Source organism: Pseudomonas sp. FW305-70, from assembly GCF_058783925.1.
The window spans coordinates 110045-125332 of sequence record NZ_JBYSYZ010000010.1; the positions used below are offsets into that span (position 1 = coordinate 110045).

General features: G+C 57.6%; 14 protein-coding genes and 2 pseudogenes. 2 read left to right on the forward strand and 14 right to left on the reverse strand.

What is annotated here, in order from left to right; all coding sequences use genetic code 11:
• Nucleotides 1–50: 50 nt before the first annotated feature.
• Entirely contained in the window at nucleotides 51–947 is an 897-nt protein-coding gene (locus AC3WN7_RS10465; protein ID WP_102674082.1) for a LysR family transcriptional regulator, read from the reverse strand.
• Between the two features lie 103 nt (nucleotides 948–1050).
• Between AC3WN7_RS10465 and AC3WN7_RS10470 the strand changes: the two genes are divergently transcribed.
• Nucleotides 1051–2412 (forward strand): MFS transporter, encoded by a 1362-nt coding sequence (locus tag AC3WN7_RS10470; RefSeq protein WP_102674081.1) that lies wholly within the window; start codon nucleotides 1051–1053, stop codon nucleotides 2410–2412.
• Here the strand turns inward: AC3WN7_RS10470 and AC3WN7_RS10475 are convergent.
• Nucleotides 2375–3250: a LysR family transcriptional regulator gene (locus tag AC3WN7_RS10475; protein WP_102674080.1), complete on the reverse strand. Its 876-nt coding sequence runs from the start codon at nucleotides 3248–3250 to the stop codon at nucleotides 2375–2377. The genes AC3WN7_RS10470 and AC3WN7_RS10475 overlap by 38 nt on opposite strands.
• Nucleotides 3251–3385: 135 nt before the next feature.
• On the opposite strand from AC3WN7_RS10475, the gene AC3WN7_RS10480 reads away from it, so the two are divergent.
• Nucleotides 3386–4324, forward strand: coding sequence for a LysR family transcriptional regulator (locus AC3WN7_RS10480; RefSeq protein ID WP_102674079.1), 939 nt, complete (start codon nucleotides 3386–3388; stop codon nucleotides 4322–4324).
• A gap of 71 nt (nucleotides 4325–4395) precedes the next feature.
• On the opposite strand, the gene AC3WN7_RS10485 is transcribed toward AC3WN7_RS10480, so the two are convergent.
• The 12 genes and pseudogenes from AC3WN7_RS10485 to dmpE all read right to left on the reverse strand — a co-directional run bounded on the left by AC3WN7_RS10485 (nucleotide 4396) and on the right by dmpE (nucleotide 15286).
• Nucleotides 4396–5304, reverse strand: coding sequence for a LysR family transcriptional regulator (locus AC3WN7_RS10485; RefSeq protein WP_102674078.1), 909 nt, complete (start codon nucleotides 5302–5304; stop codon nucleotides 4396–4398).
• Nucleotides 5305–5407: 103 nt separating this feature from the next.
• Nucleotides 5408–5800, reverse strand: a complete 393-nt coding sequence (locus AC3WN7_RS10490; protein WP_102674077.1) for a nuclear transport factor 2 family protein — start codon at nucleotides 5798–5800, stop codon at nucleotides 5408–5410.
• A gap of 54 nt (nucleotides 5801–5854) precedes the next feature.
• Nucleotides 5855–6319: an SRPBCC family protein gene (locus AC3WN7_RS10495; protein WP_102674076.1), complete on the reverse strand. Its 465-nt coding sequence runs from the start codon at nucleotides 6317–6319 to the stop codon at nucleotides 5855–5857.
• 75 nt (nucleotides 6320–6394) lie between these two features.
• A complete protein-coding gene (locus tag AC3WN7_RS10500; RefSeq protein ID WP_102674075.1) occupies nucleotides 6395–7159 on the reverse strand; it encodes an SDR family NAD(P)-dependent oxidoreductase in 765 nt (254 codons plus the stop codon).
• A gap of 98 nt (nucleotides 7160–7257) precedes the next feature.
• Nucleotides 7258–7699, reverse strand: a pseudogene (locus AC3WN7_RS10505) (hydroxymethylglutaryl-CoA lyase-like TIM-barrel protein); the annotation flags it as partial.
• Between the two features lie 159 nt (nucleotides 7700–7858).
• A pseudogene (gene gabD, locus AC3WN7_RS10510) lies at nucleotides 7859–9301 on the reverse strand (NADP-dependent succinate-semialdehyde dehydrogenase).
• Nucleotides 9302–9340: 39 nt separating this feature from the next.
• Nucleotides 9341–10984: an acetolactate synthase large subunit gene (locus AC3WN7_RS10515; protein ID WP_008001982.1), complete on the reverse strand. Its 1644-nt coding sequence runs from the start codon at nucleotides 10982–10984 to the stop codon at nucleotides 9341–9343.
• 483 nt (nucleotides 10985–11467) lie between these two features.
• Entirely contained in the window at nucleotides 11468–12487 is a 1020-nt protein-coding gene (gene dmpG / locus AC3WN7_RS10520; protein WP_095966101.1) for a 4-hydroxy-2-oxovalerate aldolase, read from the reverse strand.
• Between the two features lie 10 nt (nucleotides 12488–12497).
• Complete coding sequence (locus AC3WN7_RS10525) at nucleotides 12498–13436, reverse strand: acetaldehyde dehydrogenase (acetylating) (protein WP_095966100.1); 939 nt, start codon at nucleotides 13434–13436, stop codon at nucleotides 12498–12500.
• 35 nt (nucleotides 13437–13471) lie between these two features.
• A complete protein-coding gene (locus AC3WN7_RS10530) occupies nucleotides 13472–13672 on the reverse strand; it encodes a 2-hydroxymuconate tautomerase family protein (RefSeq protein ID WP_007971593.1) in 201 nt (66 codons plus the stop codon).
• A gap of 16 nt (nucleotides 13673–13688) precedes the next feature.
• On the reverse strand, nucleotides 13689–14492 hold the full coding sequence (gene dmpH, locus AC3WN7_RS10535; protein WP_008045458.1) for a 2-oxo-3-hexenedioate decarboxylase: 804 nt from the start codon (nucleotides 14490–14492) through the stop codon (nucleotides 13689–13691).
• A gap of 11 nt (nucleotides 14493–14503) precedes the next feature.
• Entirely contained in the window at nucleotides 14504–15286 is a 783-nt protein-coding gene (dmpE, locus tag AC3WN7_RS10540; RefSeq protein WP_007971588.1) for a 2-oxopent-4-enoate hydratase, read from the reverse strand.
• Nucleotides 15287–15288: the final 2 nt, after the last annotated feature.

A 15288-nucleotide genomic window follows, 5' to 3' on the forward strand; every position in this document is an offset into this window, starting at 1 on the left:
GTTTCTCTCGCCCCTTCTGCCAGGTCAATCGTTCCAGATTGACCTGATAGTCACCCATTGAATACCGACATGATCAAGCGCCGCAGCCAGACACTTCTCGGCGCTTCATGAAAACGTGCATGCCAGTACTGCTTGAGGTCGTAGCGTGGAATGTCCACGGGAGGCTCGACCATTCGCACGTTCAGATTGTGCGTGTACATGTTGGCGACGGTGCGTGGCAACACCACGATCAAATCGGAGCGTTCGATGATCGATGGCACACTCATGTAGTGAGAAGTCTGCAGCACGATGTTGCGGTGGATACCTGCTTTGGTCAGGTGGGCTTCGAACATTTCCTGGCGACGGCTGCCATCACGTACCTGCAGATGCTCGAGGCTGCGGAAATCCTCCAGGGACAGTCGCTCCCCTGCCAGAGGGTGATCGAGACGGATCAGACAGACCAGGTCATGAGAGAACAATCGCTGCTGGTAAATGTTGGGGGTTGTGAGGTCGGGGAAATAGCCGAGCACCGCATCGACCCGGCCTTCATGCAGGTTCTCCACAAGCTCATCAGGTGCCAGGCTGACGGTTCGAATGCGGGAATTCGGTGCCGCGCTGCGCAGGCTTTGGAATAGCGCAGGTAGAAAGACCACTTCACCCACTTCGCTCAGACAAAAGACGAACTCCTGCTCGCTGGTGGCAGGGTCGAAAGTCGGGCCGCTGAGGATATCCCGGTCAATGATTTCGATCACCTCGCGGGTGCGTTCAATGATGCCTTGCGCACGTGGCGTCGCCTCCATCAGGTTGCCCGAGCGAATGAACAGCGGGTCGCCCAGTGAGTGACGCAGGCGGGCCAGTGCAGCACTGGTTGCGGGTTGGCTCATGCCTAGCCGCTTCGCCGCCGCGGTGACATTGCCGGTTTCATAAACGGCCAGCAGGACGCGGAGCAAGTTGAGGTCGGTGCGCATAGATATAACAAAACCAGATAGTTTGAATAATTAGAATTGGCTTCCTTTATTTAATGCGCTTGGCGACGATCCCGTCCAGATAAAAAAAATAAAAGGTAGCCGCATGAATCCTGACAACGCCCGAATTGGCGAGATCATCGATAACGCGAAGATCTCGCCGTACCAGATCGTCATCCTTGCCTTGTGCTTCCTCATCGTCCTGGTGGATGGTTTCGATACCGCAGCCATTGGCTATATCGCTCCGTCACTGCGCGAAGAATGGGGTCTGTTGCCTGCCCAGTTGTCACCTGTTTTCGGGACTGGATTGTTCGGCCTGATGGTCGGCAGCCTGATACTGGGACCGGTTGCCGATGCCTTCGGGCGTAAACGCGTTTTACTGATTTCAGTGCTGGTGTTTGGTCTCGCCACCCTGGCCAGCGCCTTTACCCATTCGATCGAGTCACTTACGGTTTTGCGTTTCATCACTGGCATCGGCCTGGGTGGAGCGATGCCGGCGTGCATTGCCTTGAGCGCCGAATATTCACCTGCACGCCGACGCATGATCATGGTGACCTTGAGCTGGAGTGGCTTCACGGCTGGCCTTGCCTTGGGCGGCATGATCGCCGCACAGATGATTCCGGCATTCGGCTGGCGTTCTGTGCTGGTGCTGGGTGGCGTCATGCCGCTAGCGTTACTGCCAGTGTTGGCCTGGCTAATGCCCGAGTCGGTTCGGTTCATGGCGTCCTCGACCAGGCACGCCGACGCCTTGCGGCGTGTGGTCGAACGCATCACCAGAAGGAACTGGTGCGGCGTAACTATCCTCGATGACGAGCGCCCGGCCCAGGTCAGGTCGCCGATCTCGCACCTGTTCATCGACGGTCGGTTGGTTCGAACACTGCTGCTGTGGATGACCTTCTTCTGCTCGCTCTTTGTGTTTTATCTGCTGACCAGTTGGCTGCCTACCCTGCTCAAAGAGGCCGGCTACGATATCGCTTACGCTTCGCGTATTGGCGCCATGGTGCCGCTGGGCGGTACCGTCGGCGCCATTCTCATGGCCCTGCTGATGGATCGCGTCGGCCCCTACCCTGTACTGACGTTCTCGTACTCGGTAACGGCTGTGGTCATTGCCGTCACGGGCTATCTGATGGGTGATCCCTATCAATTGGCTGCCATGGTATTTCTCATCGGCTTCGGTGTAGCCGGTGCGCAAAACGGCCTCAACCTGGTGTCAGCCACCCTGTACCCCACCGCCGCCCGCGTGACCGGGGTGAGTTGGGCAATGGCCGTCGGCCGTTGCGGTTCAATTGTCGGCTCGACGCTGGGCGCCTGGTTTATTTCCACCGCGGGTACAGCACAGGTCTTCTTCCATTGGTTGGCGCTTCCTGTGCTGATCGGCGCAACAGCCATTGGTGGTCTTTATTGGCTCAGCACTCGACGGAACCCGACAGTCAAGCGTGCTCAAGGTGCTCACGCAGAAACTCAATGAAACGTTGAGTTTTTGCAGGCAAAAGACGGGTTTCAGTGAGGGCATACACCGGGATCGGATTGGCCTGCCATTGGGGCAGTACCGGTTGCAGCAAGCCAGTGCGCAGATCGTCCGCTGCAATGCCTTCAGGTAGCAGCGCTATCCCCAGATCCAGTGTCGCCAATCGCCGAAGCATCCCGACGCTATTCAGTTGAAACCGTCCTCCCACCTCGACCTCAACCACTTCGCCTGAATGGGAAAGCTGCCACTTGCCAGCCTTTCGCTGGCGCAAGCATTCGTGGTTTACCAGCTCGGACGGATCGCTGGGTTCTCCATTGAGTTCCAGATAACGAGGCGAGGCGTACAAACGACGAGAGAGGCTCGCCAGCTTGCGTGCAATCAGATTCGAATCTGCCGGTTCGCCCATGCGAATAACCACATCGACGGGTTCGCTGACCAGGTCAACCTGGCGTGGCGTGAGGTCGAATTCAAAGCTGATGCCAGGGTAACGTCGAGCGAATTCAGCAATGAGCGGTGCCAGGTAAATGTTGGCGAAATCCACCGGCAGTGACGCGCGCAAAAGGCCGCTTGGATGCGCGAGCATTTCACCCAGCTGCTCGTGCGCCAGCCGCGCCTCGTCAACGATTCGCTTGCACCGGTCAAAGTACAACTGCCCCGCCTCGGTCAATTCGATCTTGCGCGTGGTGCGATTTAACAGTCTCAAGCCAATGGCCTTTTCAAGCCCGCTGATGCGTCGCGACAAGGTCGAATTGGGCATCGCCATCGCTTCTGCGGCTTTGCGAAAACTGTGGGCTTTGACGACCTCGACGAACAACGCCATATCGTTCAGAAGTTCCATGTTGATTGCTCCATCAGTGGATCAGTCATTTCAATTATAACTAGTTTATCCCGCATCCAGTTTGATCAATGATGGTTACATCAGCCTTTGCCGTTAACGGTTGCTCAACGGCCCCCGCAGGAGAGCGTCAACTGCATGAAAGACCTTAATGACCTTTATTACTTCGTACTGGTGGTCAAACATGGAGGGTTCTCGGCAGCGGCACGGGCAACGGGCATTGAAAAAACGTTGCTCAGTCGTCATATCGCGGATCTTGAATTGCGAATGGGGGCCAGGCTGTTACATCGCACAACGCGCCAGGTTTCGCTGACCGAAGCCGGCCATCATTTCTTTACGCTCAGCCAACCCGTTGTCGAGGGTGCGCATACCGCCTATGAAAGCGTGGAGCATCTTCGACGGGAACCCGTCGGGTTGGTACGGTTGAGCTGTCCTCAGGTGATGGCGCAGAGTTATTTAGCTCCCCTGCTGCCTGGGTACATGGAAAAGTATCCGAAGGTGCGGCTTGAGTTGAATGCTGTAGATCGAGAGGTCGACCTCTTTGAAGAGCGTTTTGACGTGGCCTTGCGATCGCGTGCCCGGATTGAAGAAACGGCCGGGTTGGTCGCAAAGAAATTAGGGGCAACCAGGCAGATTCTGGTCGCAAGCCCGCGCTTTCTCGATCGTGTCGGGCGACCTGCCACGATCCAGGCCCTGTCGGACATCGAGACGCTTTCTCGTCCTGGTGACATCCATGACGGCGTCGGCCGATGGTTCCTCAGCAGTTCGTCAGGTGAGGAGCTGCTGGTCAGCCATCAGCCACGTCTGATCTTCGATGATCTACGCATGCAACTGGAGGCCGCCGTCAATGGATTGGGCGTCGCGTTGTTGCCGGAACCCATAGCTGCAGCCTCTGTTCGCGCGAAGGCCCTGGAAGTCGTTATCCCCTCCTGGAGCGGTGCAACGCATATCATCCATCTGCTTTACCCAAAACCGAAGGGTATGTTGCCCTCCGTTCGCAGCCTGATCGACTACCTGAGCCTCCATTTACCCCAGAGCATCCAGGAACGAAGCATCACCGTTGAGAGTGTCGCTTGATACCGCGCCGGTTGATGTTTTGAGCGAGGGGAACACAACGCCTTGATGGCCACGGTTCCCTTTGATAGCGACTATTGCCAGGTTGATTTCTGGCTGCGCAGTACCTGGCCAACCATTTCTCTCAACCACTTGTTCTGAGGGTCTCGGTGAAATCGGTCGTGCCAGTACAGATCAATCTCGAACGAGGGTATTTGCAGGGGCAGAGGGTGTATGACGAGAGGATAAAAGCGCGCCAGGGTTTTACCCAGGGAAATGGGCAGCGTCCATATCATGTCGGTATCCAACAGCAAGTGCGGAGCGGACAAGAACTGAGGGGTGCGCATTTTAATGCAGTCTCTGCCGCCCGCATCGACCAAAGCACGCTCCAGTGCCTGGTGACCGCCACCACCTGACTCCACCAACAAATGCTCACTGGCGACAAAGGCTTCGAGGCTCAAGCCGCGATGTGCCAAGGGGTGGTCTTTGCGCATGGCGCAGACGTAATACTGAGAAATAACAGGCGTACGGTGAATGTCAGTCTGAAGGGTCGGCAAAAAGCCGAGCGCCAGGTCGATTCTGCCAGTGGACAGGCCATTGAGCGTCTCATCCATCCCACCCACGACGGTGTGTATTCGAGCTTGAGGTGCAACCCTGGACAATTCGCTCAAGATGGGCGGCAAACAGACGACCTCGCCAATGTCGCGCATTCTAAAGACGAATGATTTTTCACAATTTTTCGGATCGAACACCGGCATTTGGCTTCCTGCCTCCCTGACCATCGCAAGGGAGGCCAACAGTCGCGGCGCGATATGGACACAAAACGGCGTCGGCTCCATTCGGCGACCGACCAGCGTAAACAACCTGTCTCCATAATCGTTTCGCAACCGCTTGAGCGAACCGCTGACGGCAGCCTGCGTAACACCCAGATTCTGCGCCGCAATGGAGGCTGAGTGGTCTCGCCACAACGCCTCAAAGGTATAGAGCAGGTTCAAATCCTTCATCGAAATGCCTTTACTGAAATTCGCAAACCAAAACACTGCACTCGCCAGCAAAGCGGCGTGGGCTTCGACCGGCGAGTGCAGCTCAACTGGCACTCATGTGTGGTTATGCAGACGCTTGGATAACATTACCAGCAGATGCGCTGCTGAACAGGGGCGAAATATCAATGTGAATTCGATAATCATTGATCAATCGGGAAGCATTGAAGTGAACAACGACACAACAAGGAACATTGATAATCGTGCCGTCATGCTGGGTGTAATAGGTATCAAAACGCATGATTGTCGTGTTGCCCTCGCTCCACACGCCTTGAAGAATGTGTTCCAGCGAGGCTATTTGGGTAAAAAATGACTCAATCGCCGCCCTGACACCCTCCTTCCCCGCTACTTCCGGGGAATTGCCAAACCGAAACACGACGTCATCGGTCAGATAACTCAAAAAACCTTCGACCGACATCCGATCGACACTTTCAAACATACCTGTCAATTCATGGTTCATTGCACGCCTCATTTCTTGTTTTTGTTTTTTCATTTCTGGTCGCTGCGGTGAATCTTATGCCGCTTTGCTGACCTTGTTACGGATGGCTTGCAGGGTGGATCGTACGGCGCTCAGGTAGGACGTCTGCATGCCGGTTGAGAACTCGACTTCCTTCTCGCTGCCCGCCGGTACGCCCGGCAGGGAGAAATCGAAGGAGAAGCGCAGGAACAGTTCGCCATTCTCTTCCTCGATGACGTTCTTGATCAGACCACGGGCATTACCGGAGAGGCGCACGAACTCGACTTGCTGCTCTTCAGTAAGAAGGACCATTTCCTGAAGGCGCTCACCGTAAAGCACCACTTCGCGGATAAAGGTATTGCCCTGGTCCTCAACGACATTACATTCGGTAATGGCATCAACGAACGGCACCGCATTGCGAGCCTTGCTCACCAACCCTTCCCATACCTGGCTGCGGTTCAGGTTCACACCGCCCGACTCCTCAGGGGCATTGACTTTCAAGCGACGACTTACATTGATCATGGGGGTACTCCGGGGTTTCAGGTTCAAAAGTGACCGACTCCCTGTCGAGTGTCAGGGACAGTCTGTCAGGGGGGCTCAAACGGTGAGATAACCACCGTCTACGGCCATTGCCGTACCGGTCACAAAACTGGCTTCATCGGACAGCAGCCATAGCGCAGCCTTTGCGATTTCTTCCGGTTTTCCGAAACGACCGATAGGGTGTCGTTCGCGCAATGCAGCGAACTGTTTGGCAAAATTCGGCTCTTCACTCGCACGCACGATCATCGGCGTTTCGATGATGCCCGGCATGATTGCGTTGACCCGGATATTGAGGGTGCCGTAGTCGACGGCGGCGGCCTTGGTCAAACCGACCACCCCATGCTTGGCAGCGATATAGTCCGACGCAGCGGCAATCGCTACCGAGCCCAGGGACGAAGCGGTATTCACGATGGCGCCACCGCCACTGTTTAACATGGCGCGGATCTGATGCTTCATGCAGTAGAAAACACCGGTCAGGTCGATGCGGATAATGCGATCCCACGCCGAAGATGAGATTTCATGCAGAGGCAAATTGCTTTGCTCGACCCCTGCATTGTTGAACGCACCATGCAGACGGCCAAATCGAGTGACGACATCATCGACTGCTGCGGCCACAGCATCTTCGTCGGTAACGTCGCAGGGGATTGAATAAACCTTGCCGCCGGCAGCCGTGACAGCACTGGCGGTTTCTTCGATGCCTGCGGTATCGCGATCAAGCAGCACAACCCTCGCGCCCGCTTTGGCAAAAGCCAGTGCCGAAGCACGGCCAATTCCGCCCGAGGCGCCAGTGATAATGATGTTCCGGTCGTCAAGGTTGCTCATATCCACACTCTCGTTTTGTAATGCCACTTACTGTATTTACCGGGACAACGATCGAGAATCCCGTAAAACCACCAAAGACTGTTGCGCTGTTGCACCAATCAGCGGCGGGTCAAATCCAGCGTCGCATCGACGATCATGTCCTCTTGCCCACCGACCATTTTTCGCCGACCCAATTCGACCAGGATGTCGACGGTACGCAACCCGTAGCGCTGGGCAGCCGCTTCGGCATGGCGAAGGAAGCTTGAGTAAACGCCGGCACAACCCAGTGCCAGCGTTTCGCGATCAACGCGCACTGGACGGTCCTGCAGGGACGGATGATGTCATCGGCGGTATCCATCAGGGTTTACAGACCGGTGCCATGGTTCCAGCCCAGGCGCTCGGCTGCGGTGATGAACACCTCCAATGGTGTGTTGCCTGCACCGGCCCCCATCCCAGCCAGACTGGCGTCAACGCGATCACAACCCTGACCACCGCGACGATGGAGTTGGCAACGCCCAAGCTCAGGTTGTGGTGGGCATGGATACCCGTCTTCGCATGGGGGGCGTGGTTCAAGGATTAAGTGGCGGGGAAGCAACGGCGGCAGCATGCGATGATCGACTGCCACAGCGTTCCCGGCCACAAAGAATAGGTCCGTTTGAAGCGGCGCAAAGGGACAGCGCTCTCGTGCCCTTTGCGCTTAAAGCAATGCCTTCACCGAGCTTAGATGCCCAGGCAGAGGTATTTGATTTCCAGGTAATCTTCGATGCCGTACTTGGAGCCTTCACGGCCCAGGCCCGAAGCCTTGATGCCACCGAACGGCGCGACTTCGTTGGAGATCAACCCGGTGTTGACGCCGACCATGCCGTATTCCAGGGCTTCAGCCACACGGAACACGCGACCCAGGTCGCGAGCATAGAAGTACGAGGCCAGACCGAACTCGGTGTCGTTGGACATCGCGATCACATCGGCTTCGTCTTTGAAACGGAACAGTGGAGCCAATGGACCGAAGGTTTCTTCCTTGGCCACGGCAGCGTTGTTCGGCACGTTGGTCAGGATGGTCGGCTCGAAGAAGTTGCCTTCCATCGACTTGCCGCCAGACAGCACGGTGGCGCCTTTGGAAACGGCGTCAGCAATGTGCTCTTACACCTTGGCCACGGCTTTTTCGTCGATCAGCGGGCCAGTGGTGGTGCCGTCTTCCAGACCGTTACCGATCTTGAGCTTGGCCACAGCCACTTTCAGCTTCTCGGCGAAGGCGTCGTAGACCGAATCCTGAATGTACAGGCGGTTGGCGCAGACGCAGGTCTGACCGTTGTTGCGGTATTTGGAAATAATCGCGCCTTCGACGGCCTTATCCAGGTCCGCGTCGTCGAACACGATGAACGGCGCGTTGCCGCCCAGTTCCAGGGACACTTTCTTGATGTCCTTGGCGCATTCCGACATCAGTTGACGACCGATTTCGGTCGAACCGGTGAAGGACAGCTTGCGTACGATCGGGTTGCTGGTCAGTTCGCTGCCGATGTCGCCGGCGCTGCCGGAAACAACGCTGAACACGCCAGCCGGGATGCCGGCACGCTGGGCCAGTTCGGCCAGGGCGAAAGCGGAGAACGGGGTTTGCGAAGCAGGCTTGAGCACCATGGTGCAACCGGCGGCCAGGGCCGGGCCGGCTTTACGGGTGATCATGGCAGCCGGGAAGTTCCACGGGGTGATGGCAGCGGTCACGCCGATTGGCTGCTTGATCACGATCAGGCGCTTGTCTGGCTGGTGGCCCGGAATCACGTCACCGTAAATGCGCTTGGCTTCTTCGGCGAACCACTCGATGAAGGACGCGGCGTAGACGATTTCGCCCTTGGCTTCGGCCAATGGCTTGCCTTGTTCCAGGGTCATCAGGCGAGCCAGGTCGTCCTGGTTCTCGATGATCAGCTCGAACCAGCGACGCAGCTTGTTCGCGCGATCCTTGGCGGTCAGGCCACGCCAGGCCGGCAGCGCTTTGTCAGCAGCTTCGATGGCACGGCGGGTTTCGGCAGCGCCCATTTTCGGCACAGTGCCCAGAATTTCGCCCGTTGCCGGGTTGTTGACCTTGATCGTCTGACCATTGTCCGCATCAACCCACGCGCCATCGATGAAGGCTTGCTGGCGGAACAACTGGGTGTCTTTAAGCTGCATGACGTTTCCTTTTCTGAATGGGGGTTGGCGAGCGTTGGCTTAAACCAAAGCGCTACGTCTTTTAAGTTCATGGTTCAGAATGAAATCGTTCTCGGAATAATCCACCGGGCAATCGATAACGTGCACACCCGGCTCACTGATGCAGCGCTGCAGTAGCGGCAAGAATCCTTCGGCGCTTTCCACCCGGTGGCCCTTGGCGCCATAGCTTTGCGCATACATGACGAAATCCGGGTTGCCGTAGTCCAGACCAAAATCAGTGAACCCCATGTTGGACTGCTTCCAACGGATCATGCCGTAGCCATCATCGCGTAGGATGATGACCGTCAGGTTCATCTTCAAACGAACGGCGGTTTCCAGCTCCTGGCTGTTCATCATGAAGCCGCCGTCACCGCACACAGCTACCACAGGACGATCCGGATAGACCAAATGTGAAGCCATCGCCGAAGGCAGGCCCGCACCCATCGTTGCCAAGGCATTGTCTAACAGTACGGTGTTGGGTTTATGTGCCTTGTAGTTGCGCGCGAACCAGATTTTGTAGATGCCGTTATCCAGAGCCACGATACCTTCGGAGGGCAAGGCACGACGCACGTCGGCGACAAAGCGCTGCGGGTAGATCGGGAAACGGTTGTCGTCCGCGCCCTCGATCACTTGGGCTTCGTTGGATTCACGGATCGTCATAAGGCGGGTGAAGTCCCAGTGTGAAGTGTCATTCAAGGATTCGCCGATCTGCCAAACAGCATTGGCGATATCGCCGATCACTTCGACCTGGGGGAAGTACACCGGATCGACCTCGGCGGAGCGGAAGTTGATGTGGATGACTTCGGTGCCGCCACGGACCATGAAAAATGGCGGTTTCTCAATTACGTCGTGGCCAATGTTTACGATCAGATCAGCCGCCTCGACAGCACGGTGCACGAAGTCGCCGGAAGACAGTGCGGCATTGCCAAGGAAGCGTGGATGACGCTCATCTACCACGCCTTTGCCCATCTGAGTGGTGACAAAAGGGATGCCGGTCTTGTCGATCAGTTGCTTGAGTACCTTGGCGGTCATCTTGCGATTGGCGCCGGCACCAATCACCAGGATCGGGCTACGGGCGGTCTGCAATTTCTCGACTGCGGCCTCGATGGCCTTGTGTTCGGCCAGTGGGCGACGATGCAGGCTCGGAGGAATTGGCCGGCTTTCGGTCTGCTCCGCGGCGATGTCCTCGGGAAGTTCAAGATGAACCGCTCCGGGCTTTTCTTCCTCAGCAAGGCGGAAGGCTTCACGCACACGCGAGGGAATGTTGTCAGCGGACGCCAACTGGTGGGTGTACTTGGTCAGCGGTTGCATCATCCCAACAACATCAAGAATCTGGAAACGGCCCTGCTTGGACTTTTTGATTGGCTTCTGCCCTGTAATCATGAGCATTGGCATTCCACCCAAGTAGGCATAGGCGCCAGCAGTGACCAGGTTCGTAGCGCCAGGGCCAAGGGTCGATAAGCTGACTCCCGTTTTGCCGGTTAACCGGCCATAGGTTGCCGCCATGAAACCAGCCGATTGCTCATGTCGAGTGAGAACGAGCCGGATGTTGGAGCGCCTGAGTGATTCAAGTAAATCCAGGTTCTCTTCACCAGGAATCCCGAACACGAACTCTACGCCCTCATTTTCGAGGCACTGCACTACGACGTCTGAAGCCTTGAGCATTTCACTCTCCTCTAAAATCATGTATCCGCGCTTGAGGTGCAACCTTGGACAATTCGCTTACGATGGCGGGGAACCTAACGACTTCGCCAACGTTTCGGACCAAACACCGGCATTTGGCTTCCAGCCTCCCTGACCATCGCAAGGGAGGCCAACAGTCGCGGCGCGATGTGGACACAAAACGGTGTGGTTTCCATTCGGCGACCTACCAGAGTAAACAACCTGTCACCTTAGTCGTTTCGTAACCGCTTGGGCGCCCCGCTGACGGCTGCCTGCGTAACAACCCAGATTCTGCGCCGCTATTGAAGCGGAGTGGTCTCGCCACAACGCTTCAAAGGTATAGAGCAGATTTAGATCTTTCATCACAGCGCCCTGACTGACATTCAGAAACCAAAACACTGCACTTGCCAGCAAAGCGTCGTGGGCTTCGACCGGCAAGTGCAGTAAAGCTGGAGTTCTTGAGTGTTATGCGGACGCGTGGATAACTCAACGTCGTGTCAGGTCCAGCGCCACATCGACGATCATGTCCTCTTGCCCACCGACCATTTTTCGCCGTCCCAATTCGACCAGGATGTCGACGGTACGCAACCCATAGCGCTGGGCCGCCGCTTCGGCATGACGCAGGAAGCTGGAGTAAACGCCTGCATAACCCAGCGCCAGCGTCTCGCGATCTACCCGCACCGGACGGTCCTGCAGCGGACGGATGATGTCATCGGCGGCATCCATCAAGGTGTAGAGGTCGGTGCCATGATTCCAGCCCAGTCGCTCGGCGGCAGCGATGAACACCTCCAATGGCGCGTTGCCCGCCCCCGCCCCCATGCCAGCCAGGCTGGCGTCAATGCGGTCACAGCCCTCTTCCACCGCGACGATGGAGTTGGCCACGCCCAGGCTTAAGTTGTGGTGGGCGTGCATGCCGGTTTCGGTTTCCGGCTTGAGCACCGCCTTGAACGCACGGAAACGCTCGCGGATGTCCTGCATGTTCATCGCCCCACCGGAGTCGGCCATGTACACGCAGGTCGCACCGTAGCTCTCCATCAACTTGGCTTGGGCAGCCAACTGCTCGGCCGGAATCATGTGGCTCATCATCAGGAAACCGACTGTGTCCATGCCCAGCTCGCGGGCATATTCGATGTGCTGTTTCGACACATCGGCCTCGGTGCAATGAGTGGCGATGCGCACCACCCGGGCACCGGCGTTGTAGGCTGCTTTCAGGTCATGCACGGTGCCGATGCCGGGCAACAACAAGGTAGTGATCTTGGCGTGGCTGATCACGTCGGCGGCGGCTTCGATCCATTCCAGGTCGGTGTGGGCGGCGAAGCCGTAGTTGAAGCTCGACCCTTGCAGGCCATCACCGTGCGCCACTTCAATCGAATCGACCTTGGCTTTGTCCAAGGCGCGGGCGATGTCCTGCACGTTCTGCAGCGAATACTGGTGACGAATCGCGTGGCTGCCGTCGCGCAGGGTGACGTCGGAGATGTAGAGTTTTTTGCCGGGATTGAAAGTCATGTCGGTCTCCTCAGGCGTTGAGCATCGACTGCGCCATGCGCTCGGCAGTGGCCAAGGCAGCGGAAGTCATGATGTCGAGGTTGCCGGCATAGGCTGGCAGGTAGTGGGCGGCACCTTCGACTTCGAGGAACACTGAGGTCTTGAGACCGGAGAACTTGCCAAGACCCGGTATGTTCAGTGGTGCGTCTTCAGGGATGACGTCGAACTGGACTTTTTGCTTGAGGCGATAGCCCGGCACATAGGCCTGTACGGCGGCCGCCATCTCTTCGATGGAGGCCTCGACCAGTGTCTGATCAGCGGCTTCGGACAGCACAAACACCGTGTCACGCATCATCAGCGGCGGTTCGGCCGGGTTCATCACGATGATCGCCTTGCCCTTGGCTGCGCCGCCGATCGCTTCGATAGCCTTGGAGGTGGTTTCGGTGAATTCGTCGATGTTGGCACGAGTGCCGGGACCCGCGGACTTGCTGGCGATCGAGGCGACGATTTCGGCGTAGTGCACCTTGGCTACGCGTGATACCGCTGCAACCATGGGGATGGTCGCCTGGCCACCGCAGGTGACCATGTTGACGTTGAGTTGGCCGAGATTCTGCTCCAGATTGACCACCGGCACGCAATACGGGCCGATGGCTGCAGGTGTCAGGTCGATCAGACGGATGCCGGGTTTGATTGAGCGCAGGAAGGCGTCATTCTTCACGTGGGCGCCAGCCGAGGTGGCATCGAAGACGAAATCGATGTCCTTGAATTCGTCCATGCGGGTCAGGCCTTCAACACCTTCATGGGTCACCGCCACGCCCATGCGTTGGGCGCGGGCCAAACCATCAGAGGTCGGGTCGATGCCGACCATAGCGGCCATTTTCAGGTGCTTGCCGTGACGCAAAATCTTGATCATCAGGTCAGTGCCGATGTTGCCCGAGCCGATGATTGCGACGCTGATTGGATTGCTCATTGTTATTGTGTCCTGTCGTTGCACACAGCCTGGGATCAGGCGTTACCACGCCGGCGTTCGGCAAGGGTCTTGCCACCCGCAGCCCACTGGGTTTCGGGAATCTCTTGAAGCAGCACGCGTACGCTATCTACGGGCACATCGAGGCTTTGCGCGATGGCCTGGGTGACATTGAGCAACAGCGCATGCTTCTTCTCTTCACTGCGTCCTTCGGCGAGGTGGATCATGGCGATAGGCATGGTCGATAGCTCCGGATCAACGCTGGCTGGACGAAGTGAAGCGCATGGAGACGCTGCCCAAATGCTGGTAGCGGACGGTGATGTTGTCCCCGGCAGCAACGGCAATGGCCTCGGTGATGCCGCCGGTCATGATGAAGCAGCCCGCCGGCAGTTCACGCCCCTTGGCACCGAGCATGTTGGCCAGCATGGCGACGCTCTGCGCCGGGTGCCCGAGCACCGCGGCGCCGGCACCGGTGGCGACTACTTCGCCGTTCTTTTCCAGCACCACACCCAGGCATTTAAGGTCAATGCCCTGCACGCCACTCATTTGTCCGCCGGTGACGAAGCGTGCCGAAGAGGTGTTGTCGGCAATGACGCTCTTGAGATCGAAGCGGAAGTTCTCGTAGCGCGAGTCGATCACTTCAACTGCCGGCAAAATAAAATCGGTAGCCGCCAATACGTCGCCAATATGCACGCCCGGTCCCTTGAGCGGATGCTTGAGGACAAAGGCGATCTCGGCCTCGACCTTGGGATGGATCAAGCCGTCAACATCGATAGCCGCGCCGTCCAGGCAAGAGCCGTAGTCCGTAAGGAAGCCGTGGATCGGGTCAGTGACCCCCATTTGCTTCATTTTCGCGAAAGAGGTCAGGCCCATTTTCAGGCCAGCGATACGTACACCGCGGGACTCCTTGCGCTGGCGAATGGTGTCCTGGATGGCGTAGGCGTCTTCCCAGTCCATGTCGGGGTGCGCGTCGGTAATCTTGGCCACCGCCTCTCGGTTGAGCTCGGCATTTTCCAGGTGTTCGGCCAGTTGGGCGATAGTTGCTGCAGAGAGATTCATAAGGATTTCCTTCAAACGAAACGAACGGAGGCCGAGCCGATGCCACCCAGGTTGATGCGCAATTGATCACCGGCCTTGACCGGCACCATGGCCGCCAGTGAACCGGAGAGGATGACTTCGCCCTTATTCAGGCCAATGCCAAGCTGGCCGAGTTTGTTGGCCAGCCAAGCCACGGCATTCGCCGGGTGGCCGAGGGCCGCAGCGCCGGCGCCAGTGGCAACCACTTCACCGTTCTTTTCCAGTGTCATGCCGACACAAGCCAGGTCCACGTCACGCGGGGCCACGCCCTGCCCGCCCAAGACGAAAGCCCCGGCGGAGGCGTTGTCGGCGACGGTGTCCTGGATGCGGATCTTCCAGTCACGGATGCGCGAATCGACGATCTCGAAGCACGGCATCACATAGGCGGTGGCGCGCAGCACATCGGCGACGGTAATGCCCGGGCCACGCAGGTCTTCCTTGAGCACGAACGCGATTTCGCCTTCGGCCTTGGGTGCGATCAAGCCGTCGATGGCGATTGCGGCGCCATCGGCGTAAAGCATGTCCGAGAGCAGATGACCGAAGTCCGGTTGATCGACGCCGAGCATGTCCATCACCACTTTGCTGGTGACCCCGATCTTTTTTCCAATGATCCTTTGGCCATCGTCAAGACGTCGCTGAATCATCGACAGCTGCACCTGATAGGCCTGCTCCAGGGTCATATCCGGATAAGTGTCAGTCAACGGTGCCAGAGCCTCGCAATTGCAGAGGGCCTGGTGCAGTTGGTGGCCGAGAACGTTAATCTCTTGCTTATTCATGA